We start from the raw sequence: 20,839 nt of genomic DNA, 5'->3' as shown, positions 1-20,839 counted from the left end.
GTCCTTAATTTCCACCGCTGCGATCGGTTTGCTCGACCGCTTCGGTAATATCAACAACAGGAATGGCGTTCATTTGCCACTTCCAATTTTCAGTGGTGGTTTCCAGTGGGATCATTTCGATACAATCGGTCGGACATGGCGCGACGCATAAATCACATCCGGTACACTCATCGATGATGACGGTATGCAGTGCCTTGGTGCCACCGACGATGGCATCGACCGGACAGGCCTGGATACATTTGGTGCAGCCTATGCACATATCTTCGTGGATAAAGGCCACTTTCTTAACGGAATCTTCGAGATCGTGCGCTGATTCGGGCACATCGACGCCCATTAAATCGGCCAGTTTTTCTATTGTCGCCTGTCCCCCCGGAGGACACTTGTTAATGGCATCGCCGTTGGCAATAGCTTCTGCGTAAGGTCGGCAACCTGGGTAGCCGCACTGGCCACATTGGGTTTGGGGCAAAATGCTATCAATTTGATCGACGATGGGATCCGCTTCCACTTTAAAGCGGATGGAGGCAAAACCCAGAACGGCACCGAATATGGCCGCCAGGACAGCAATAGCAATAATGGCGATAACGATACTATTCATTACAGTTTCACCAACCCAGTAAAGCCCATAAATGCCAACGACATTAACCCGGCAGTGATCATGGCGATGGACGCTCCTTTAAAGGGCGCTGGGACATCCGCGGCGGCAAGACGCTCACGCATCGACGCAAACAGGATCAGTACCATGGAAAAACCAACAGCGGCACCAAAGCCATAGATGATCGATTCGATAAAGTTATGGTTTTCGTTGATATTCAGCAGCGCCACGCCGAGTACGGCACAGTTGGTGGTGATCAGCGGGAGGAAGATACCGAGTAATCGGTACAATGTCGGGCTGGTTTTATGTACCACCATTTCGGTAAATTGAACCACCACTGCGATCACCAGAATGAAACTCATGGTTCGCAGATACTGCAGCCCAAGCGGGGCGAGAATGTAAGTTTCTACCAGGTAAGCACACACCGAAGCGAGTGTCAGGACGAAGGTCGTAGCAAGTCCCATACCGATTGCGGTCTCCAGTTTCTTGGATACCCCCATAAACGGACACAAGCCCAGAAATTTTACCAGCACAAAGTTATTGACCAGCACAGTACCGATCAATAACAGAAGATATTCGGCCATAACGAGACAGTAATTAAAATTCTGATCCTGACATTATCCTGCTTTGCTAGCTTAATAACAACCGACCAAATACATGGTTTTAAGCTGTTGGCCAAATTTTGCGCTTATTTTGCTGGTGGTTAGCTCAGACATACCCATTTGGAGGGAAGGGAATTCACTCGGCAAAAGTGTGTGTGGCGGGAGCTAAAACGAAAAAAGCCAGATCTTACGATCTGGCTTTCGAAATTTGGCTCCCCCTGCGGGACTCGAACCTGCGACATACGGATTAACAGTCCGCCGTTCTACCAACTGAACTAAGGGGGAATTGCTTTAAGCGGGGCGGATGATAGTCGGTTGTGGTGGATAATGTCAACCGGATTTGCGGTAAAAAGTTAAAATAAATTATGCAAAAAATGCTTTACTTTCCTGCATCCCTTGCGGCTATTAGGCTTGATTTACTTATCCACTAAAATTGTGGATAAGTGTGTTGATGAAGCTTGAGCAACTAAAAAGTTATTAACAGTTAGATTAAATAATCTAGAAAACTAATCATTTACTACGGGTGTTAATCATTGAAAATAATAGGTTTTTCCTGTTTATTCGCCGAAGGTGTTAATGCAGAGAAAAAATATAAATAATTATCAATTGGACGAATTAGGTGCGTTTTGGGTATAAGCTGTGGATACGACTAGGTGCTGATTGGGAGGGAACAGCGAGTAGGGCGGAAGATAGTATCAGACTAAACTGATCAGATCTAGCGGCCACACACAAAGATCTGCAAATCAGAGATAAATTTTATTTGCAGCTAAATTGTCTGTATATTTACACAGGTTTTCAGCTCCGGCTCTGATGAGGGTGTTATGACTAAAGTTTTTGATTTGGTATCGGATTATCAACCATCTGGTGACCAACCCGACGCAATTCGCCAATTGCTTGCAGGGTTGGAAGATGGCCTGGCTCACCAGACTCTGTTGGGGGTGACTGGCTCAGGTAAGACATTTACTTTAGCGAATGTGATCGCCACTGCACAGAGACCGACAATATTGTTAGCCCCTAACAAAACTCTGGCTGCTCAGTTGTACGGTGAGATGAAGGCGTTCTTTCCTAATAATGCGGTCGAGTATTTTGTCTCATATTACGACTATTACCAGCCAGAAGCTTATGTGCCGACAACAGATACCTTTATTGAAAAAGACGCCTCGATTAATGCGCACATCGAGCAGATGCGCTTGTCGGCGACTAAAGCGTTGTTGGAAAGAAAAGATGCCATTATCGTCGCATCGGTTTCGGCGATCTATGGTTTGGGTGACCCCGAATCCTACCTGCAGATGATGTTGCACCTTCGGCGTGGGGATATCATTGATCAGCGTGACATGTTACGCCGTCTGGCGGAGCTGCAATACAGTCGTAATGATGTGGCATTTGAACGTGGTCAGTTCCGGGTTCGTGGTGAAGTGATCGATATTTTCCCGGCAGAATCGGATCAGGATGCGGTGCGGGTAGAGATGTTTGACGATGAGATCGACTGCATCAGTATTTTTGACCCCTTAACCGGTGCACTGAAGCAGCGCGATATTCCGCGTTTTACCGTTTATCCCAAGACCCACTATGTCACGCCGCGAGACCGGATTCTTGAAGCGATAGAACATATTAAGCAGGAGCTTCGTCAACGTCAGCAGTACCTGATGGACAACAATAAACTGCTTGAAGAGCAACGCATCAGCCAGCGAACCCAGTTTGATATCGAGATGATGAACGAACTCGGTTTCTGTTCCGGTATCGAAAACTACTCACGTTACCTGAGTGGTCGCAATGAAGGCGAGCCGCCGCCGACACTGTTTGATTATCTGCCTCACGATGGCCTGCTGGTTATTGATGAGTCCCACGTCACTGTGCCCCAGATTGGCGCCATGTACAAAGGGGACCGTTCGCGCAAAGAGACCCTGGTGGAATATGGCTTCCGCTTGCCTTCGGCGCTGGATAACCGTCCGCTGAAGTTTGAAGAGTTTGAGTCGCTGGCCCCGCAAACCATTTTTGTTTCTGCCACTCCCGGTAACTATGAGCTGGAAAAATCTGACGGTCAGGTTGCCGATCAGGTAGTACGCCCCACCGGATTGCTGGATCCGAAACTGGAAGTTCGACCGGTGGCCACCCAGGTGGATGACCTGTTGTCCGAAATCAACATTCGGGCTGCCAAAGATGAGCGGGTTTTGGTGACCACCTTAACCAAGCGGATGGCGGAAGATCTGACCGAATATCTGACCGAGCACGACGTGCGGGTTCGCTACCTGCACTCTGACATTGATACCGTCGAGCGGGTCGAGATCATTCGTGACCTGCGTCTGGGTGAGTTCGATGTCCTGGTCGGTATCAACCTGCTGCGAGAGGGGCTGGATATGCCGGAAGTGTCGCTGGTAGCGATTCTGGATGCGGATAAAGAAGGCTTCTTGCGCTCTGAGCGTTCGTTAATCCAGACCATCGGGCGTGCTGCGCGTAACCTGGACGGAACCGCGATTCTGTATGCCGACCGCATCACCCGTTCAATGAAATTGGCGATGGATGAAACCAACCGCCGCCGCGAGAAGCAGCAAGCCTACAATGAAGAAAAAGGCATCCAGCCGCAGGCCCTGAAACGGAATGTCAAAGATATTATGGAACTGGGCGATATCGCCAAAAGCAAAAACAAACAGACCAAGCCCAAGTTGGTCAGCCTGTCCAAAGTGGCCGAGCCGTCCAACAGTTATCACAGCATGACGCCACAGCAGTTGGATAAAGAGATCAGTCGTTTAGAAGCGCAAATGTATCAACATGCACAAGATTTGGAATTTGAACTGGCAGCAGAAAAACGCGATAAAATCGAACAGCTTCGGACGCAATTTATCGTAAATAGTTGAGTGGGTTGGCCGTTCTGTGCTGATGAGATCAACCTGAGAGGCGAAGTAACGACGAGATTACTGTTAAACTGCACGCAAAAAAATAGCCAATAGTAATCCGCTATTGGCTGTATTTTGTGAATACTATGTTCACTAACAACGTCAGTTGGCTAGGTGACCCATGAGGGTCATACGGTAAACAGCAGGTTTTGTGCCATTTTCATAGATCAAAAATATGAGTTAAATCTACTAGTTTGCAGCAAAGAACTGTTAATTATTTGCAAAATGCAATTCGTAATGCAATTATTTAGACAAAATGCAATTACAACTGGCTAGGTTATGCAACAAAATCAACAGCAGCAAAAATCCAAGTATTTGCTGATGGTAGAAGATACGGCCTCTGTCGCAGCCTTGTACCGCTCCTACCTGACACCGCTCGGTATCGATATCAATATTGTCGGTAACGGTCGCGATGCGATCGAAAGCCTGAAATTTCGTACTCCTGACCTGATTTTGCTCGATCTGCGTCTGCCGGATATGACCGGTATGGATGTACTGTACGAGGTTAGAGAGCGTTGCCCGGATGTGCCGGTAATCTTTATGACGGCACACGGCTCGATCGATACCGCCGTCGAAGCGATGCGTCACGGCGCCCAGGACTTTTTGATTAAACCCTGTGAGGCGGATCGGCTTCGGGTCACGGTCAACAACGCCATTCGTAAGGCCACCAAGCTGAAAAATGAGCCTGGCCATTCAAATAATCAGAACTATCAGGGCTTTATCGGTAGCAGCCACAATATGCAGGCGGTATACCGGACCATAGACTCAGCCGCCAGCAGTAAGGCGAGTATTTTTATTACCGGCGAAAGTGGTACCGGTAAAGAAGTGTGTGCTGAAGCGATCCATGCGGCCAGCAAGCGCGGCGACAAACCATTTATCGCCATCAACTGTGCCGCGATCCCCAAAGACTTAATTGAGAGTGAGCTGTTCGGTCACGTCAAAGGGGCGTTTACCGGGGCCGCGACCGATCGCCAGGGGGCGGCAGAGCTGGCCGATGGTGGCACCCTGTTTCTTGATGAGTTGTGCGAAATGGATCTGGACCTGCAGACCAAACTGTTGCGCTTTATCCAGACCGGTACTTTTCAGAAAGTGGGATCGTCCAAAATGAAAAGTGTCGATGTCCGGTTTGTCTGCGCGACCAACCGGGATCCTTGGCGCGAAGTGCAAGAGGGCCGTTTCCGTGAAGACCTGTATTACCGTTTGTATGTGATCCCCTTGCATTTGCCGCCACTGCGCGAGCGGGGTGAAGATGTGATTGAAATTGCCTATTCACTGCTGGGCTTTATGTCAAAAGAAGAGGGGAAAGGCTTTATCCGTCTGGCGCCAGAAGTGGTAGAGCGCTTTATTCGCTATGAATGGCCTGGCAATGTCCGTCAATTGCAGAACGTATTGAGAAATGTGGTGGTACTCAACCATGGCCAGGTGATTACCCTGGATATGTTACCGCCGCCGTTGAACCGTCCGGATACCGGTCAGATTCGGGTCCAGCGTGAGGCGTCGGATCAGCCTCTGAGTGTCCATGAAATTTTCCCTCTGTGGCTCACAGAAAAGCAGGCGATCGAGCAGGCAATCGAAGCCTGTGATGGTAATATTCCTAAAGCTGCCGGCTACTTAGATGTCAGCCCTTCGACCATCTATCGCAAATTGCAGGCCTGGAATGATAAGGAAAAAAGTAACTGATCATGGACATCAAGAATCAACAGCAAATCACCCGGCTGGCAGAGGAGATTGGTGAGGAGAATGTTCCGGTGCTGCTGGAAATTTTCTTAGGAGAGCTGAACACCTATATCTCCAACTTATCGCAGCCGGAATCGGTCGATAAGTACGTTTACCTGAGTGAAATCAGCCATGCGTTAAAAAGCAGTGCTGCCAGTTTTGGTGCAGATCAGCTCTGCCAGCAGGCGCGAGACATCGATGCCCGGGCGAAAGCGGGGATCACCCTGACGTTAACCGATGACCTGCAACCTATGCTGGAACTATTACGCAGTACAGAGCAGGCCTATCAACAATTGGCCAGTCAGTAAGTTACTCCGAGATTAGCTCTTCTATCGCCTGAGTTAACTTGAGTCGGTCATGGCGCCAGTCGCGATTGGGTGAGGCCAGTTCCGTTGTCACACAGCGCCAGTGTTCCGCCAGGTCTGGATGAGGTTTATCTCCCAGCAGCACATCAATACGACGCGCCTGACAGGCGCGTTCACACCATTCCAGCTTAGTTTGCAGCGACATGCGTCCGGCAGGGCCATATTCTGGCGACAAGTTTTCGACAAATATCAACTTAGCCTTGCGGTTGTTGGCAATCGCCTGGGCCAACTCTGGCAGCAGTAACGGCGGCATGATACTGGTCAAAAAGCTGCCAGGTCCCAGAATAATGCAGTCGGCTTGTTCTACGGCCATTACCGCTTCACGAGTGGCCGGCACTTCCGGTGACAAATCCAGTCGGCGCAGATCTTCTTCCATTTCATCGACGCTGGTTTCGCCGGTTACCCAATTGCCATTAACTGACAGGGCGGTTAAATCTGACGGGTGTTCTGTCATCGGTACGATGTTTACGTCGACTTTTAACATATTGCGAATTAGGTTAATCGCGTCCAGAGGGCGCACTGACAGATTATCCAGAGCGGTGAGCATCAGGTTGCCTAAATTATGGCCGTTTAGCTCGCCGGCGCCTTTAAAACGATATTCGAACATCATTGAGCTGATCGAAGGGGAGGTGATCAACTGATTGATGCAGTTGCGCGTGTCACCCCAGGCGATGCCACCCTGACAATGTCGAATACGCCCGGTTGAGCCTCCGTTGTCGGTTGTCGTAACGATGCCGGTAGCGTTGTTTCCGAAATCTTTCAGGGCGGCGAGCATACGTCCCAGCCCGTGGCCTCCGCCGATCGCGACCACTTTCTTGTTATGGTAAAGACTCATGATGTGATTCGTGTTTGGTTAATTTGCAGCTACACTTTAATGGATATCAAACAGATTGAGTTACTCAATAATGGGTATTTTTGAGCACCAGCATAGTTTTTTTGATTTTGGCGCTGGAAACCCTCACTGTTATTAAGTATTTTACCAAGCAGCTACTGTTACTAACAGTTGCCATAACTCCGAGTTTATTAAGCTAAGTCTTCTAATAGATATGCTTGGTAAGCCAGTGACATTTGGTCACGAAGGTCTGACTGGAAATGGTTTGGCCTCCCGTATTTGGAAAGGTGTTCCGTGGCGCAACAATTCGAAGATAGATTTCATCGTAAATTCTATTACTTACGTCTGTCGGTGACAGATGTCTGTAATTTCAAATGTACATATTGTCTGCCTGATGGCTATAAGCCTTCGGGACAGAAAAATTCATCCTTTTTATCGGTTGCAGAAATCAAGCGTGTCGTGACTGCTTTTGCTGATTGCGGCACCAGCAAGGTGCGCATCACCGGTGGTGAGCCAAGCCTGAGAAAAGATTTCACCGACATCATACACACGGTTTCATCCTGCGAAGGGATCGATAAAGTGGCCATGACCACTAACGGTTACCGGATGGCAAAGCAGGTTGAAGACTGGCGGCAAGCAGGATTAACCCACATCAATGTCAGCGTGGACAGTTTGGATCCCCGGCTGTTTCACCAGATTACCGGTGAAAACAAATTTCATCAGGTGATGGAGGGCATTGACCGTGCTTTCGAAGTCGGCTACGAACAGATCAAAGTCAACGTAGTATTGATGAAAGACCTCAATCACCAACAGCTTCCTGCGTTTCTCGATTGGATCAAACATCGTCCGATACAACTGCGTTTTATCGAGCTGATGCAGACCGGCGAAATGGATGACCTATTCAATCGCCACCATGTTTCCGGAGTGGCCATCCGCAATCAACTGATCGCCAACGGCTGGGTACTCAAAGCGCGCGCCAACAACGATGGTCCCGCTCAGGTATTTGTGCATGCCGAATATCAGGGCGAAATCGGTTTGATCATGCCTTATGAGAAAGATTTCTGTAAGAGCTGCAACCGACTGCGGGTCTCCTCAACCGGCAAGCTGCATCTTTGCCTATTCGGCGAGCATGGCGTGGAACTGCGCGACCTGCTGCAACAGGATCAGCAGCACGATGCTCTGATTGAGCGTATTCAGGCGCAGTTGCAAACGAAGTCGGTCAGCCATTTCCTGCATGATGGTAATCCAGGCGCTACGCCACATCTGGCGTCAATCGGCGGCTAATTCAATTTATTCAAGCTCACCGGCAAAGTCCGGTGATTACATCCGTATTATTCAAGGTAGGTGGACTAATGGGTCACGCAGAAAGCAAATTCCAACCCGCTAATATCGCAGTACTAACCGTTTCAGATACCCGAACCGAGGAGAATGACACCTCGGGACGATTTCTGGCTGAAGGCGCCATTGATGCGGGCCACAATGTGGTTGATAAGCAGATCGTCATTGACGATAAGTATAAGATTCGCGCCATTGTGTCGCAGTGGATTGCCGATGAAAACGTTCAGGCGGTCCTGATCACAGGAGGCACAGGTTTTACTTCTCGTGATAGTACACCAGAAGCACTATTGCCGCTGTTTGATAAAGAAGTCGAAGGGTTTGGTGAGCTGTTCCGGATGGTCTCTTATGAAGAGATCGGTACTTCAACCATTCAGTCACGTGCGGTTGCCGGGTTTGCCAATCATACCGTGATCTTTGCTATGCCGGGATCAACCGGTGCCTGTCGTACCGGCTGGACTAAAATTATTCGCCAGCAACTGGATGCCAGCCACCGCCCATGTAACTTTATGCCTCACCTGGCAGTATAAGGGCAGCGCGATGAGTGAACTTACCCACATCAATGCTTCTGGCGAGGCGAACATGGTGGATGTGTCTGCTAAAGCCGATACGGTGCGTGAAGCTCGCGCGGAAGCGTTCGTCACTATGGCGGAATCTACCCTGGAGCTGATCATCTCTGGTCAGCACCACAAGGGAGATGTGTTTGCCACTGCCCGTATCGCCGGTATTCAGGCGGCCAAAAAAACCTGGGACCTGATCCCGCTCTGCCATCCTCTTTTGCTGTCGAAAGTGGAAGTGCAGCTGGAGGCGTTACCGGAGCAGAATCAGGTACGGATTGAATCAGTGTGTAAGCTGGCGGGGAAAACCGGCGTGGAAATGGAAGCGCTCACGGCCGCTTCAGTGGCGGCACTGACCATCTATGACATGTGTAAAGCAGTACAGAAAGACATGGTAATAGGCCCGGTACGTCTGTTGGAAAAGTCCGGCGGCAAATCGGGTCATTTTAAGGCGGAGTCATGATTACAGTTTTGTTTTTTGCTCAGACCCGGGAACTGGTCGGCACCGATCAGCTGACCCTGGAACAATCTTTTACTTCGGTCGAGGCCGTTCGCCAACACTTGGCCGAGCAGCCAGGTAAGTGGGACCTGGCTCTGGAACCGGGTAAGTTGCTGGCTGCAGTGAATCAAGCGATTGTACCCTTGACTCATCCGGTTCAAGACGGCGATGAAGTGGCGTTTTTCCCACCGGTAACCGGAGGCTGATATGACGATGCGTGTATCGGTTCAGCGGCAGGATTTCAGCCTGGCCGATGAATACCAGATGTTGTCAGAAGGCACGGCGGCTGGCGCGGTGGTGACTTTCGTCGGCAAGGTAAGAGACATGAATCTGGGGGATAACGTGACCGGATTGTCGCTTGAACACTACCCGGGTATGACTGAAAAATCACTGGGGCAGATCTGCGATCAGGCTGAGCAACGCTGGCCATTACAGAAAGTTCGGGTTATTCACCGTATCGGTGACCTCGATATTGGTGATCAGATCGTGTTTGTCGGTGTTACCAGTGCCCATCGTGATGCGGCTTTTGCCGCCTGCGAATTTATCATGGATTACCTGAAGACCCGAGCTCCGTTCTGGAAAAAAGAACGCACCGGTGAACAGACACGGTGGGTTGAGTCGCGCCAATCAGATCATCAGGCGGCTGAGCGCTGGTCTAAAGGATAGCGTCGATCGTTCTGATTGCAACTGACTGCAGATCCAGCCGTGATAGGATGCGCCAATTACAAAAATTGTTCGATTCCATTTAGTAAAAACAAGAAATTAGACGACAATTATCTAGTAGGCAGTAGGAGTTGCATTAAGGAGCGGGATATGGAATCTCTAAAAGTCAAAGATTATATGACCTTGCAGGCCGTGACGTTTAAACCGGATATGTCGTTAAGTGCCGCTTTGGAAAAAGTCATTCGGTCTGTTCATCTCGGTGGCCCGGTCATTAACGAACAAGAAGAAGTTATCGGTTTCTTATCCGAACAGGATTTGTTGGATAAACTGGTCAAGGCCAGCTATTTCAGCCAGGACACCAATCTGGTTAGAGAATGTATGCACAAAGAAGTGCTGTCGGTGTCGCCTGAAACCAGCATCATTGAGTTGGCTGAAATGATGAAAGTTGGCCGGCCGAAAGTGTATCCGGTAATCGATGAAGGCAAACTGGTAGGTATTATTACCCGTCGGGATGTACTGAAAGCGATTGGCAAAACGCTGATGTCCAATTTGCGTCATCCGGTTTGATTCTCCCTGTTACATAAATTGTTCAGACTGAATGTCATCAAGGAAAAGGCGCCGCCCGGCGCTTTTTTGTTGCTCTTTCGTGGCAGCCATTTTTTCTCATCCATTGTGCAATTTCTGCTTGACCCTGAAGTAGACTCCAAGGTTTATCCTTACCGTATTCACTACAAGAGGAAAGCCTATGTGCACCAAACATAAAGCCTGTCAGTCAAAACACACCTCTGTGCAAGGAAAGCAACAGAGCTGCTGCGCCGATAATCTGGCAAGCGGCACTGTCGCTGTAGATAGAGTCAGTTCCGGACATTCAGATCAATGTTCAGCGGCTAGCGGTAGCGATTCCGTTGGCGAAGACGACGAATCCGGTTCGTCCGGATTCAGCGACTCGAATACGCAGTTCAGTTGGTACATTGAAGGGATGGACTGTCCGTCCTGCGCGCGCAAAATCGAAACGGCGGTTAAGCAGCTCGACGGTATCGAGCAGGTTAAGGTCACTTTTGCCACCGAGAAGTTATTGGTGGAGACCGGTTCCGCCCACCTGATAGAACAGGTGGAACAGGCCGTCACTCGGGCGGGTTTTCGTTTTCGCCGCGCTGAGGGGCACGACAGTTATGAATTGCCGTCCGACCAACCGGAATTGTCTGCCTGGCGCTTATGGTTGTCGAACAATCTGCAAGTGGTGCTGATTTCGCTGGCGATTGTCGTGGCCGCATCGATTCAACCGTTTTACCCGCAAATTGGCCGCGGGCTGTTTTTCCTTACCTGTATTAGTGGCTTATTGCCGATTGTGAAAAAAGCGGTCACCCTGGCACGTACCGGCAGCCCGTTTTCGATTGAAACTCTGATGAGTGTCGCAGCTCTCGGTGCCTTGTATCTGGGCGAAACCGTGGAAGCGACCATGGTGCTGCTGCTGTTTTTGATTGGCGAGCGACTGGAAGCCTATGCGGCATCCCGGGCCCGTAGTGGTGTGCAGAGTCTGATGAAGCTGGTGCCGGAAAATGCCGTCAAACTGGTTGATGGCATTCGAATCACCGTCCCGGCCAGCGATCTGGTGCCGGGAGACCTGATTGAAATCTCGCCTGGTGGTCGGTTGCCCGCTGACGGTCTGCTTGAGGACGCGACCAGTCTGGATGAAAGCGCACTGACGGGAGAACCGTTACCGGTCGAGCGTTTGGCTGGTGAAGCGGTTATGGCCGGAGCCGTCGTAGTTGACCGGGTTGTCAGGCTGAAAGTGACTTCGAAACAAGGCCAGAACGCAATTGACCGAATACTGCACCTGATCGAACAGGCCGAAGCGCGGAAAGCCCCGCTGGAGCGATTCCTCGATCAGTTCAGCCGCTGGTATACCCCCACGATGATGCTGCTGGCGCTGTTGGTGATTATTCTGCCACCGCTGATGTTCGGCCAAGAGTGGCAAACCTGGATCTATCGCGGACTGGCTCTGTTGTTGATCGCTTGTCCGTGCGCCCTGGTGATTTCCACCCCGGCGGCGATTACTTCCGGCCTGGCCGCTGCGGCCAGACGCGGGGCGCTGATCAAAGGTGGCGCGGCTCTGGAGCGGCTGGGTAAAGTTGAACTGATGGCGTTCGATAAGACCGGCACGCTCACGCTGGGTAAACCTGGGGTGACCGACATTATTGGCCACGGTGAGTTTAGTCGTGATGAAATACTGGCGTCTATTGCTGCGATTGAAGTCGGCTCCAGCCATCCTTTGGCCGTTTCACTGGTGGACAGGGCTGCGCAGCAGCAGCTTAGTTTGGCGGAAGCTGACAATAAGCGGGCGCTGATCGGCAGTGGTGTTGAAGGCGAGATCAATGGTTGCTTATATCAGGCCATCGCACCATCAAAGCTGGCCATCCCGATGCCAGAACAACTGGCGCAACAGGTAACCCAGCTAGAACGGGAGGGTAAGACGGTGGTCGTGGCGACGCGCCGCCGAGACCAGCTCATGGGCCTGATCGCCTGGCAGGATACCGTAAGAGAGGATGCCAGGCACGCTATCCAGGCCTTGGATTACCTGGGTATTCAGGCACTGATGCTCACCGGTGATAATCCTCGCAGTGCTGAACATATCGGCCTGAGCATAGGTATCGATTTTGAAGCGAATCTGCTGCCAGAAGACAAAGTGGCCCATATTGAGCAAATGTCGCAGCAGTGCCATGTCGCTATGGTTGGGGACGGTATCAATGATGCGCCGGCGATGAAAGCGGCGGGGGTCGGTATTGCGATGGGCGGCGGAACCGACGTCGCGTTGGAAACCGCCGATGCGGCGATTACGCATAACCGTTTGCTGGAGCTGGCGGGGATGATTGAGCTTTCCCGGGCCACCTTACAGAATATCAGGCAAAATATTACCCTGGCGTTAGGGTTGAAAGGGGTTTTTCTGGTCACCAGCCTGTTTGGCATCACCGGTTTATGGGTCGCGGTATTAGCTGATAGTGGCGCCACCGCTCTGGTGACGCTGAATGCACTGCGATTGCTTAAGTTCAAGTCGAAACTTCCATCACTGCAAGTTGGTGGTCGTGACCAGTGATGGGCATGTTGTTGCATTATTGTCGCAATTAAATGTGATGCCAAACGATTTTCTATGTAAGTAATGTGTTTGCTATTCATTTTGATGTGACGGTTATCACTATATGTGTAGGGGGAGTTGGCTAGAGTTACAGCAATTCCAGTCGATTGATGCAATTGACCACCTATTCCAAACAAGGAGCTTCTTATGTCTCAAGCGGTTTTCCACCTTGGTGTTGACCAAGCTGACCTAAACGGTGCCACACTGGCGATTATTCCTGGCGATCCTGCTCGTGTGCAGAAAATTGCCGAACTGATGGATAACCCAGTATTTCTGGCCAGTCACCGTGAATACACGTTGTACCGCGCAGAGTTAGATGGTAAGCCGGTGGTGGTCTGCTCGACGGGTATCGGCGGTCCTTCAACCTCAATTGCAGTCGAAGAACTGGCGCAGCTAGGCGTAAGAACGTTTCTTCGCGTCGGGACTACTGGTGCGATTCAACCCCACGTTCAGGTTGGCGATATGATCGTTACAACCGGTTCGGTGCGCCTGGATGGGGCCAGCAGCCACTTTGCACCGATGGAATTTCCGGCTGTGGCCGATTTTGACGTCGCCACCGCAATGAAACAGGCGGTAGAAGAGAGTGGCAGTGCGGTACATATGGGGATTACTGCGTCGAGCGATACCTTCTATCCGGGTCAGGAGCGCTACGATACCTATACCGGCCGAGTGGTGAAACGCTTCCAGGGCTCTATGGAAGAGTGGCAGTCGATGGGCGTGCTGAACTACGAGATGGAGTCGGCTACGCTACTGACCATGTGTGCCAGCTCCGGCCTGCGCGCCGGCTGTGTGGCCGGGGTTATCGTTAACCGTACTCAGGTAGAAATACCTGATCATGATACCCTGAAGCAGGCGGAAAGCCGCTCAATTCAAATCGTGGTCAATGCCGCGCGTAAATTGCTGTAATTTATTTGCTTCGCGAATCAACAGGCCACCACTCATGGTGGCCTGTTCTCTTTTCGTCGTCATGGGTTTTCAGTTGCCAGCTTGGCCGACTGCTTAGCGCTGGATTGGCTGACGCTGAGATAGATAGCCACTAAGATGGTCGCCCCACCTGCAAACTGCAGTAACGACAGTTGCTCGCCTAACACCAGATAACCGAGCAGGCAGGCGGAGACACTGCTGAGAAAACCGAGGAACGATATCGTGACGGCGGGTAACCGTTCAATGCCGCGAAACCAGATCAGATAACCGAACAGGCTGGCGACAAAACAGAGGTGGCCATAACCGAGCGCATCGCGGACAGTAAATGAACTTGGCCATAAATTCATTTGCCAGACTAGCGGTAACAGTAACAGCCCTCCCAGAGTCAGCTGCCAGCCGGTAAAGCCCAGCAGTGACATATTGTCAGGCCTTCCCCAATACTTGGTCAGTACCAGTCCGGTCGCCATGCTAAAGGTGCCAAGCAAACCAATTAGTACGCCTTCACCATTGAGCGCGGCATCGTCGTTCAGCACCAGCATCGCCATCCCCAACACGCCAAGTAGTAGTGCCAATGTGTAGCGGCGGGTAAAACGGGTAGCAAACAGCAGTCGGCTTAATACCAGCACCAGCAGAGGCTGTCCTGACATCAGTAGTGCCGCCATACCGCCGGGCAGCAAATATGCGGCACTAAACAGGCAGTAGAAAAACAGCCCGATATTCAGGGTGGCCAGCACAGTCAGTTTCAGCCACCATTGGCCCTGCGGACGATTGCGAGTAATTAATAGCAGGATCACTCCGGCAGGCAAGGCCCGGACCATCGCGGCAAACAGGGCGTGTGTGTCTGGCAGCAACTGGGTACTGACCAGATAGGTACTGCCCCAGACCAGCGGTGCCAGGGCGGTGGTCAGCAAAAGGGGAATACCGGTTTGATTAGCCATATTTACCTCCATTATCTTAAGTTTAAGTAACTTTATAAAAAGATACTTTTTATAAAATAATGGTATTAAGTCTTTTGATCAAGTATCTTTTTTAAAAGGTAAATTAGGAGGTGTTATGGCAACTGATCACGTCGACGTTATATTGCAGCAGTGGCAGCAGCAACGGCCGGATTTGGACTGCTCATCAATGGCCATTATCGGCCGGATCAACCGTTTGTCGAGCTTGCTCAACAAGCAACTTGCCGAGGTTTTTAAGGCTCATCAACTGAGCGCCGTCGAGTTTGATATTCTGGCGACGCTGCGCCGAAGCGGTAACCCACAGACACCGACTGAACTGTATCAGGCGTTGTTGTTATCCAGTGGCGCAATGAGTACCCGGTTAGAGCAGTTGGTGCAAAGAGGGTTAATTGAGCGCCTGGCTGGCGAAGGCGACAGACGTAGCTGCCGGGTGCAGTTAACCGAGCAAGGTCTGCAACTTATCGACGCTGCCTTAGAGAGTCATGTGGCCAATATGGAGCGAATTCTGGCTGATTTTCCCGCCCGGCAAAGAGAGGCGCTGGCGAGTCTGTTGCAGCAGCTGTCTGGTCAAGTGGAAGGATAGCGCTAATCTTGGCAATGTGGTGGGTCAAAATGACGGAATTATTCGATAATAAGGGCCATCGGATGATGGCCTTTTTTATTGATTGCGGGCTATACCAGTGCCATCTTTGGCAAAGGCAGATAGAGTGACTCGGTAATGTCCGACAGAACCTGGTCGTACACCTGGCAGATGGACAGCGAGATATCGCTACTGACCCGGTACATTTCCTCGGAGCTGATGTCCATGTGACTGTTGTCGTGCATTTCGCTCAGGACATGCATTGCTTTTGAACAGGTTGGTGACGCGATCGACAGTGGGCTGATCAGCGCCAGCTGGTTTAGCTTGCGACGCATACGATCACAGTAGTAGTTGAGACGTAGCCGGCCCTCATCGTTGTCCAGATCCTGAATTGCGATACGCAATTGAGTCAGCGCTTCCATGGCGTCGATCACTTGCTGCCAGTTGGTGTGGTACTCATCGCTTAGGTCTTCGCGTCCGGATTCCACCAACCAGGCCAGAGCAATTTCATCCATCAGAAACATGCACTGGCGAATCACCTTACCGTGCATCATTTGGTTGCGGGCGACGGTTCTGTCTCGCCAATCTTTGCTGAGTTCCTTCAGCTTCAGTTGCAAGATGCGATACATGGGCCGGTTTTCAAACTGGGCGGTCGCCACCAAGTGGTTACTCTGTTCGATCAACTGGTCTTCTATTCGCACCAGTTCCGATTTCGGATCGTACTGACTGGTGAGAGCATAATGAGTGGCGCTGCGATGTTGTCGACAAAGATTGAGTAGCTTTCTTAAATCTACCAACAGTTCATATTTGCGCTGCAGGCCGGTCTGCTTCTGACGAGAAAAGAACAGCATTGCTGCCAGTATGCCGATAGAAATTAACATTGAGACAAAAACGAACATAACCAACTCCTTGTTATTAGTATTACTACTTTAGAGTTAGCAGTTTAAATGCCAGATTTAAATTTACTTATAAATCAATAATATAGGAGGTTTGCTGCTGAGCCATTGCATTGTAGTGGTGCAAATTGACCCAAAATTGTGATGTGGTTCAAATAAAAATCCCCGCGTTAAGGCGGGGATTGAGTGAGGTGAAAGCGGAATTTACATTACCCGCATACCCGGCTGGGCACCTTCATGAGGTTCCAGGATCCACAATTCGCTGCCGCCGGGGCCGGCGGCCAGGATCATGCCTTCCGACATGCCGAATTTCATTTTACGCGGTTTAAGGTTGGCCACTACAACAGTGTATTTACCAACCAGATCTTCCGGTTTGTAAGCGGCTTTAATACCAGAGAAGACCTGACGCATTTCACCACCGATATCCAACTGGAATTTCAGTAGCTTGTTCGCTTTCGGAACTTCTTCACATGATACGATCTTGGCAATGCGCAGATCGACTTTGGCGAAATCGTCGAATTCGATTTCATCCGCGATTGGATCTTTGCTCAGCTCGGTTTCGGTCGCCGCTGCCTGCGCTTGTTCACTGGCTGCTTTTTCCGCTGCCGCTTCTTCTTTAGACGCTTCTACCATGGCTTCGACGTGCTTAGGATCGATACGGTTAAACAGCGCTTTAAACTTAGTGACTTCATGGCCGGTTAGTGGCGCAGCAACGCCGTCCCAGGTCAGTTCCTGGTTCAGGAACGCTTCTGAGCGGGCAGCCAGCGCCGGCATAACAGGCTTCAGGTAGGTCATCAGCACGCGGAACAGGTTGATACCGACAGAACAGATATCCTGCAGCTCCTGATCTTTGCCTTCCTGCTTGGCCACTACCCAAGGCGCTTTTTCATCCACATACTGGTTGGCTTTGTCGGCCAGTGCGGTAATTTCACGAATGGCACGGCCAAACTCACGGGATTCGTACAGCTCGGCAATCCGCTCTGCGGCCGCCGCAAATTCTGCATACAGCACTGGCTCTACACAGTTTTGTGCCAGTTGGCCGTCAAAACGTTTACTGATAAAGCCAGCATTACGTGATGCCAGGTTGACGATTTTATTCACCACATCAGCGTTAACACGCTGGGTAAAGTCTTCCAGATTCAGGTCCAGGTCATCAATTCGGCTGTTCAGCTTGGCAGCGTAGTAGTAACGCAGGCATTCTGGATCCAGGTGATTCAAGTAAGTACTTGCTTTAACGAAAGTCCCTTTAGACTTAGACATCTTGGCACCGTTGACGGTGACGTAACCATGGACAAAAACGTTGTTTGGCTTGCGGTAACCGGCGCCATCCAGCATGGCAGGCCAGAACAGGCTGTGGAAGTAGACAATGTCTTTGCCGATAAAGTGGTACAGCTCGGCGCTGCTGTCCTGCTGCCAGTACTCGTCAAAATCCAGGTCATCACGCTTGCTGCACAGGTTCTTAAATGAGCCCATGTAACCGATCGGCGCATCCAGCCAGACGTAGAAGAACTTGTCTTTTTCGCCTGGGATTTCAAAACCGAAGTACGGCGCATCGCGGGAGATGTCCCACTGTTGCAGGCCGGATTCAAACCATTCCTGCATTTTGTTTGCGGTTTCAGACTGCAGCGAGCCAGAGCGGGTCCACTCTTTCAGCATGCTTTCAAACTGCGGCAGGTCAAAGAAAAAGTGTTCTGAATCTTTCATTACCGGTGTGGCACCGGAAACGGCCGATTTCGGGTTGATCAGCTCTGTCGGGCTGTACGTTTCGCCACAGGCATCGCAGTTATCGCCGTACTGATCTTCGGATTTACATTTCGGACAGGTGCCTTTCACAAAGCGATCCGGCAGGAACATCTCTTTTTCTGGGTCATACAGCTGAGAAATGGTACGGCTGGAGATAAAGCCATTCTTTTTCAGTTGCAGGTAGATATGTGACGCCAGTTCGCGGTTCTCTTCCGAGTGAGTGCTATGGTAATTGTCAAAGCTGATATCAAAGCCAGCGAAATCTTTCTGGTGTTCTTCACTGACGGCGGCAATCATCTCTTCTGGTGTAATACCCATCTGTTGCGCTTTAAGCATGATCGGGGTGCCATGGGCGTCGTCTGCACAGATGAAGTTTACAATATTGCCACGCAGGCGTTGGTAACGAACCCAGATGTCCGCTTGGATATGCTCAAGCATATGACCCAGGTGGATCGATCCATTCGCGTACGGAAGGGCACAAGTTACCAGAAGTTTTCTTGGATCGTTTGCCATACTTAATATTCGCTTTTCTCGATAGGTATAAAAAATAGAGACTAATACTACCCGATCCACCGCATGACTCCAAGGTATCCGCAACGGCAAAGCCTTAGTTTTTTCGGGGTTCTGTCTAGGGATGGGCGGTGATAGCATGGAGCATATCAAGGAGGGCCTATGCGTCAATTATTATCACAACAAGATTACAGCGATTGGTTAAACGAATTTCACCATCCCAACCTGATTGAAGGCTGGGCCAATACTCCAGGCGTCGTCGCCTTAAACGCCCAGCAGCAAGTGACGGTAAACCTGCCGTTTGCCGCTAATGAAGTTATTGAGCAACTGACCGCGTGGATTGAGCGGGGCATCGCATCTCAATCTGTGGCACCGTTTGCTGTTCAGGTTCACTGCCAGGTCAAATCGCTGCAAAGCCACGTTGACCATAGAGTCAATGGGGTTAAAAACATCATCGCCGTTACGTCGGCCAAAGGCGGGGTGGGGAAATCGACCACCGCGGTGAATCTGGCGCTGGCTATCGCCCGTTCAGGGGCCCGGGTCGGGCTGTTGGATGCAGATATTTACGGTCCGTCTGTACCGCTGATGATGGGTCAGCAGCAAGCCAAACCGGCGATTCGCGATAACAAATGGATGCAGCCGATCCCGGCCCACGGCATCGTTACTCATTCGATTGGCTACCTGGTGGACCAGGCGGATGCGGCAATATGGCGCGGACCGATGGCCTCGAAAGCGTTAAGCCAGCTGCTGAATGAAACGGAATGGCCCGATCTGGACTATCTGGTGATCGATATGCCGCCAGGTACCGGAGACATTCAACTAACCTTGTCACAGCAGATCCCGGTCACTGGCGCCATCATAGTGACCACGCCACAAGACCTGGCTCTGGCAGATGCCCGTAAAGGTGCGGCAATGTTTGATAAGGTCGACGTGCCGGTGATCGGTATCGTGGAAAATATGAGCTACCACATTTGCAGCCATTGTGGCGAGAAAGAGCATATCTTCGGTGTCGGTGGAGCCGGACGCATGGCACAAGAGAGCGGTCTGGCGTTACTGGCTCAAATCCCGTTGCATATTGAGATGCGGGAAGATGTCGACAGAGGCGCTCCGACGGTAGTGTCACGGCCGGACTCGCCGCACAGTCAATGTTACCTGCAACTGGCTGAGAAAGTGTGCAGCCGAATGTTCTGGCAGGGGCAAGCCAAACCGGACGCCATCAGTTTCACCCTGGTTGAGTAACACTGTTATTCAATGTAAACGATTGCCTTAGAGCGTGTTATTCCAAAATGGCCGCTCTGGGCAAATTCCTCTCCCAGTGACTGGTATCTACCCCTTGTTCTCCCTATAATCAGGCCGATTTCCTTTTCCACCACAATTCATCGGGTGAATCCATAATGTCTGATAACAATCAATGCGTCATTGTCGGTATCGCGGGCGCGTCTGCTTCCGGTAAAAGTTTGATCGCCTCGACTATTTATAGCGAGCTCAAAGCCAAAGTCGGCGATCATCAAATCGGGGTAATCACGGAAGATTGCTATTACAAAGATCAAAGCCACCTAAGCATGGATGAAAGAGTCAAAACCAATTATGACCACCCGAATGCGCTCGACCACGATTTGCTTTGCGAACACTTGTTGCAACTGACTCAGGGCCAGGCGGTGGATGTACCGGAATACAGTTACTCTGAGCACACCCGCACCAGCAACGTCAACACCATGACACCAAAGAAAGTCATCATTCTGGAAGGTATCCTGTTGCTGACGGAACCTCGCTTGCGTGAATTAATGCACGCGACGGTATTTATGGATACGCCACTGGATATTTGTCTGTTGCGCCGGGTTAAGCGCGATGTTGAAGAGCGTGGCCGTACTATGGATTCGGTACTGAAACAGTATCAGGAAACCGTGCGGCCTATGTTTATGCAATTTATTGAACCGTCAAAGCAGTACGCGGACATCATAGTGCCACGTGGCGGTAAAAACCGCATAGCGATTGATGTTCTCAAAGCACACATTGCAAAATTACTTAGAACTTAAAAGCTT

Annotated in this window: 20 protein-coding genes, 1 tRNA gene and 1 riboswitch; of the genes, 14 read left to right on the top strand and 7 right to left on the bottom strand. The window is 50.7% G+C overall.

Going from position 1 to position 20,839, the window contains the following annotated elements:
• Positions 1-4 precede the first annotated feature (4 nt).
• The 3 genes from rsxB to ACQY6F_RS02715 all read right to left on the bottom strand — a co-directional run bounded on the left by rsxB (position 5) and on the right by ACQY6F_RS02715 (position 1,479).
• A complete protein-coding gene (gene rsxB, locus ACQY6F_RS02725) occupies positions 5-595 on the bottom strand; it encodes an electron transport complex subunit RsxB (RefSeq protein WP_428772040.1) in 591 nt (196 codons plus the stop codon).
• The gene (gene rsxA, locus ACQY6F_RS02720; protein WP_428772039.1) at positions 595-1,176 is read right to left on the bottom strand and encodes an electron transport complex subunit RsxA; all 582 of its coding nucleotides are present in this window, start codon (positions 1,174-1,176) and stop codon (positions 595-597) included. The genes rsxB and rsxA overlap by 1 nt, the downstream gene beginning before the upstream one ends.
• 227 nt (positions 1,177-1,403) lie before the next feature.
• A tRNA-Asn gene (locus ACQY6F_RS02715) sits at positions 1,404-1,479 on the bottom strand.
• A 536-nt stretch (positions 1,480-2,015) separates the two neighbouring features.
• Here ACQY6F_RS02715 and uvrB point away from each other — a divergent pair.
• From uvrB to luxU, 3 genes are all read left to right on the top strand, one after another.
• Positions 2,016-4,049 carry an excinuclease ABC subunit UvrB gene (gene uvrB, locus ACQY6F_RS02710; RefSeq protein ID WP_428772038.1) on the top strand — a complete coding sequence of 678 codons (2,034 nt, stop codon included), beginning with the start codon at positions 2,016-2,018 and terminating at the stop codon, positions 4,047-4,049.
• 318 nt (positions 4,050-4,367) lie between these two features.
• Positions 4,368-5,768 carry a quorum-sensing sigma-54 dependent transcriptional regulator LuxO gene (gene luxO / locus ACQY6F_RS02705; RefSeq protein ID WP_428772037.1) on the top strand — a complete coding sequence of 467 codons (1,401 nt, stop codon included), beginning with the start codon at positions 4,368-4,370 and terminating at the stop codon, positions 5,766-5,768.
• A 2-nt stretch (positions 5,769-5,770) separates the two neighbouring features.
• A complete protein-coding gene (luxU, locus tag ACQY6F_RS02700; protein WP_428772036.1) occupies positions 5,771-6,112 on the top strand; it encodes a quorum-sensing phosphorelay protein LuxU in 342 nt (113 codons plus the stop codon).
• Between the two features lies 1 nt (position 6,113).
• On the opposite strand, the gene ACQY6F_RS02695 is transcribed toward luxU, so the two are convergent.
• Complete coding sequence (locus ACQY6F_RS02695; RefSeq protein ID WP_428772035.1) at positions 6,114-7,004, bottom strand: YvcK family protein; 891 nt, start codon at positions 7,002-7,004, stop codon at positions 6,114-6,116.
• A 165-nt stretch (positions 7,005-7,169) separates the two neighbouring features.
• Positions 7,170-7,307, top strand: a riboswitch (molybdenum cofactor riboswitch).
• Between ACQY6F_RS02695 and moaA the strand changes: the two genes are divergently transcribed.
• The 8 genes from moaA to udp all read left to right on the top strand — a co-directional run bounded on the left by moaA (position 7,296) and on the right by udp (position 14,094).
• Complete coding sequence (gene moaA / locus ACQY6F_RS02690; protein WP_428772034.1) at positions 7,296-8,285, top strand: GTP 3',8-cyclase MoaA; 990 nt, start codon at positions 7,296-7,298, stop codon at positions 8,283-8,285. (Overlaps the previous riboswitch by 12 nt.)
• A gap of 68 nt (positions 8,286-8,353) precedes the next feature.
• Positions 8,354-8,866: a molybdenum cofactor biosynthesis protein B gene (moaB, locus tag ACQY6F_RS02685; protein WP_428772033.1), complete on the top strand. Its 513-nt coding sequence runs from the start codon at positions 8,354-8,356 to the stop codon at positions 8,864-8,866.
• Positions 8,867-8,876: 10 nt separating this feature from the next.
• On the top strand, positions 8,877-9,356 hold the full coding sequence (gene moaC, locus ACQY6F_RS02680; RefSeq protein ID WP_428772032.1) for a cyclic pyranopterin monophosphate synthase MoaC: 480 nt from the start codon (positions 8,877-8,879) through the stop codon (positions 9,354-9,356).
• A complete protein-coding gene (moaD, locus tag ACQY6F_RS02675) occupies positions 9,353-9,598 on the top strand; it encodes a molybdopterin synthase sulfur carrier subunit (protein WP_428772031.1) in 246 nt (81 codons plus the stop codon). The genes moaC and moaD overlap by 4 nt, the downstream gene beginning before the upstream one ends.
• 1 nt (position 9,599) lies before the next feature.
• Complete coding sequence (gene moaE / locus ACQY6F_RS02670) at positions 9,600-10,058, top strand: molybdopterin synthase catalytic subunit MoaE (protein ID WP_428772030.1); 459 nt, start codon at positions 9,600-9,602, stop codon at positions 10,056-10,058.
• 147 nt (positions 10,059-10,205) lie between these two features.
• Positions 10,206-10,622, top strand: a complete 417-nt coding sequence (locus tag ACQY6F_RS02665; RefSeq protein ID WP_428772029.1) for a CBS domain-containing protein — start codon at positions 10,206-10,208, stop codon at positions 10,620-10,622.
• 178 nt (positions 10,623-10,800) lie between these two features.
• Positions 10,801-13,149 carry a zinc/cadmium/mercury/lead-transporting ATPase gene (locus ACQY6F_RS02660; protein WP_428772028.1) on the top strand — a complete coding sequence of 783 codons (2,349 nt, stop codon included), beginning with the start codon at positions 10,801-10,803 and terminating at the stop codon, positions 13,147-13,149.
• Between the two features lie 186 nt (positions 13,150-13,335).
• Complete coding sequence (udp, locus tag ACQY6F_RS02655; protein WP_428772027.1) at positions 13,336-14,094, top strand: uridine phosphorylase; 759 nt, start codon at positions 13,336-13,338, stop codon at positions 14,092-14,094.
• A 59-nt stretch (positions 14,095-14,153) separates the two neighbouring features.
• On the opposite strand, the gene ACQY6F_RS02650 is transcribed toward udp, so the two are convergent.
• Positions 14,154-15,050, bottom strand: coding sequence for an EamA family transporter (locus tag ACQY6F_RS02650; protein WP_428772026.1), 897 nt, complete (start codon positions 15,048-15,050; stop codon positions 14,154-14,156).
• A 115-nt stretch (positions 15,051-15,165) separates the two neighbouring features.
• Between ACQY6F_RS02650 and ACQY6F_RS02645 the strand changes: the two genes are divergently transcribed.
• A complete protein-coding gene (locus ACQY6F_RS02645) occupies positions 15,166-15,651 on the top strand; it encodes a MarR family winged helix-turn-helix transcriptional regulator (RefSeq protein ID WP_428772025.1) in 486 nt (161 codons plus the stop codon).
• A gap of 89 nt (positions 15,652-15,740) precedes the next feature.
• Here ACQY6F_RS02645 and ACQY6F_RS02640 read toward each other — a convergent pair whose 3' ends face one another.
• Both ACQY6F_RS02640 and metG read right to left on the bottom strand, forming a co-directional pair.
• Complete coding sequence (locus tag ACQY6F_RS02640) at positions 15,741-16,547, bottom strand: hypothetical protein (RefSeq protein WP_428772024.1); 807 nt, start codon at positions 16,545-16,547, stop codon at positions 15,741-15,743.
• A gap of 201 nt (positions 16,548-16,748) precedes the next feature.
• Positions 16,749-18,800, bottom strand: coding sequence for a methionine--tRNA ligase (gene metG / locus ACQY6F_RS02635; RefSeq protein ID WP_428772023.1), 2,052 nt, complete (start codon positions 18,798-18,800; stop codon positions 16,749-16,751).
• Positions 18,801-18,959: 159 nt separating this feature from the next.
• On the opposite strand from metG, the gene apbC reads away from it, so the two are divergent.
• Both apbC and udk read left to right on the top strand, forming a co-directional pair.
• Entirely contained in the window at positions 18,960-20,036 is a 1,077-nt protein-coding gene (apbC, locus tag ACQY6F_RS02630) for an iron-sulfur cluster carrier protein ApbC (RefSeq protein WP_428772022.1), read from the top strand.
• 155 nt (positions 20,037-20,191) lie between these two features.
• Entirely contained in the window at positions 20,192-20,833 is a 642-nt protein-coding gene (udk, locus tag ACQY6F_RS02625) for a uridine kinase (RefSeq protein ID WP_428772021.1), read from the top strand.
• Positions 20,834-20,839 lie beyond the last annotated feature (6 nt).

It is taken from the genome of Vibrio sp. (genome assembly GCF_050299255.1).
Lineage (GTDB): Bacteria > Pseudomonadota > Gammaproteobacteria > Enterobacterales > Vibrionaceae > Vibrio.
This window is presented reverse-complemented; position numbering and strand designations above follow the sequence as displayed.

Coding starts and splice junctions, on each gene's coding strand:
- rsxB (WP_428772040.1), bottom strand. CDS start 595: ATGAATAGTATCGTTATCGCCATTATTGCTATTGCTGTCCTGGCGGCC.
- rsxA (WP_428772039.1), bottom strand. CDS start 1,176: ATGGCCGAATATCTTCTGTTATTGATCGGTACTGTGCTGGTCAATAAC.
- uvrB (WP_428772038.1), top strand. CDS start 2,016: ATGACTAAAGTTTTTGATTTGGTATCGGATTATCAACCATCTGGTGAC.
- luxO (WP_428772037.1), top strand. CDS start 4,368: ATGCAACAAAATCAACAGCAGCAAAAATCCAAGTATTTGCTGATGGTA.
- luxU (WP_428772036.1), top strand. CDS start 5,771: ATGGACATCAAGAATCAACAGCAAATCACCCGGCTGGCAGAGGAGATT.
- ACQY6F_RS02695 (WP_428772035.1), bottom strand. CDS start 7,004: ATGAGTCTTTACCATAACAAGAAAGTGGTCGCGATCGGCGGAGGCCAC.
- moaB (WP_428772033.1), top strand. CDS start 8,354: ATGGGTCACGCAGAAAGCAAATTCCAACCCGCTAATATCGCAGTACTA.
- moaC (WP_428772032.1), top strand. CDS start 8,877: ATGAGTGAACTTACCCACATCAATGCTTCTGGCGAGGCGAACATGGTG.
- moaD (WP_428772031.1), top strand. CDS start 9,353: ATGATTACAGTTTTGTTTTTTGCTCAGACCCGGGAACTGGTCGGCACC.
- moaE (WP_428772030.1), top strand. CDS start 9,600: ATGACGATGCGTGTATCGGTTCAGCGGCAGGATTTCAGCCTGGCCGAT.
- ACQY6F_RS02665 (WP_428772029.1), top strand. CDS start 10,206: ATGGAATCTCTAAAAGTCAAAGATTATATGACCTTGCAGGCCGTGACG.
- ACQY6F_RS02660 (WP_428772028.1), top strand. CDS start 10,801: ATGTGCACCAAACATAAAGCCTGTCAGTCAAAACACACCTCTGTGCAA.
- udp (WP_428772027.1), top strand. CDS start 13,336: ATGTCTCAAGCGGTTTTCCACCTTGGTGTTGACCAAGCTGACCTAAAC.
- ACQY6F_RS02650 (WP_428772026.1), bottom strand. CDS start 15,050: ATGGCTAATCAAACCGGTATTCCCCTTTTGCTGACCACCGCCCTGGCA.
- ACQY6F_RS02645 (WP_428772025.1), top strand. CDS start 15,166: ATGGCAACTGATCACGTCGACGTTATATTGCAGCAGTGGCAGCAGCAA.
- ACQY6F_RS02640 (WP_428772024.1), bottom strand. CDS start 16,547: ATGTTCGTTTTTGTCTCAATGTTAATTTCTATCGGCATACTGGCAGCA.
- metG (WP_428772023.1), bottom strand. CDS start 18,800: ATGGCAAACGATCCAAGAAAACTTCTGGTAACTTGTGCCCTTCCGTAC.
- apbC (WP_428772022.1), top strand. CDS start 18,960: ATGCGTCAATTATTATCACAACAAGATTACAGCGATTGGTTAAACGAA.
- udk (WP_428772021.1), top strand. CDS start 20,192: ATGTCTGATAACAATCAATGCGTCATTGTCGGTATCGCGGGCGCGTCT.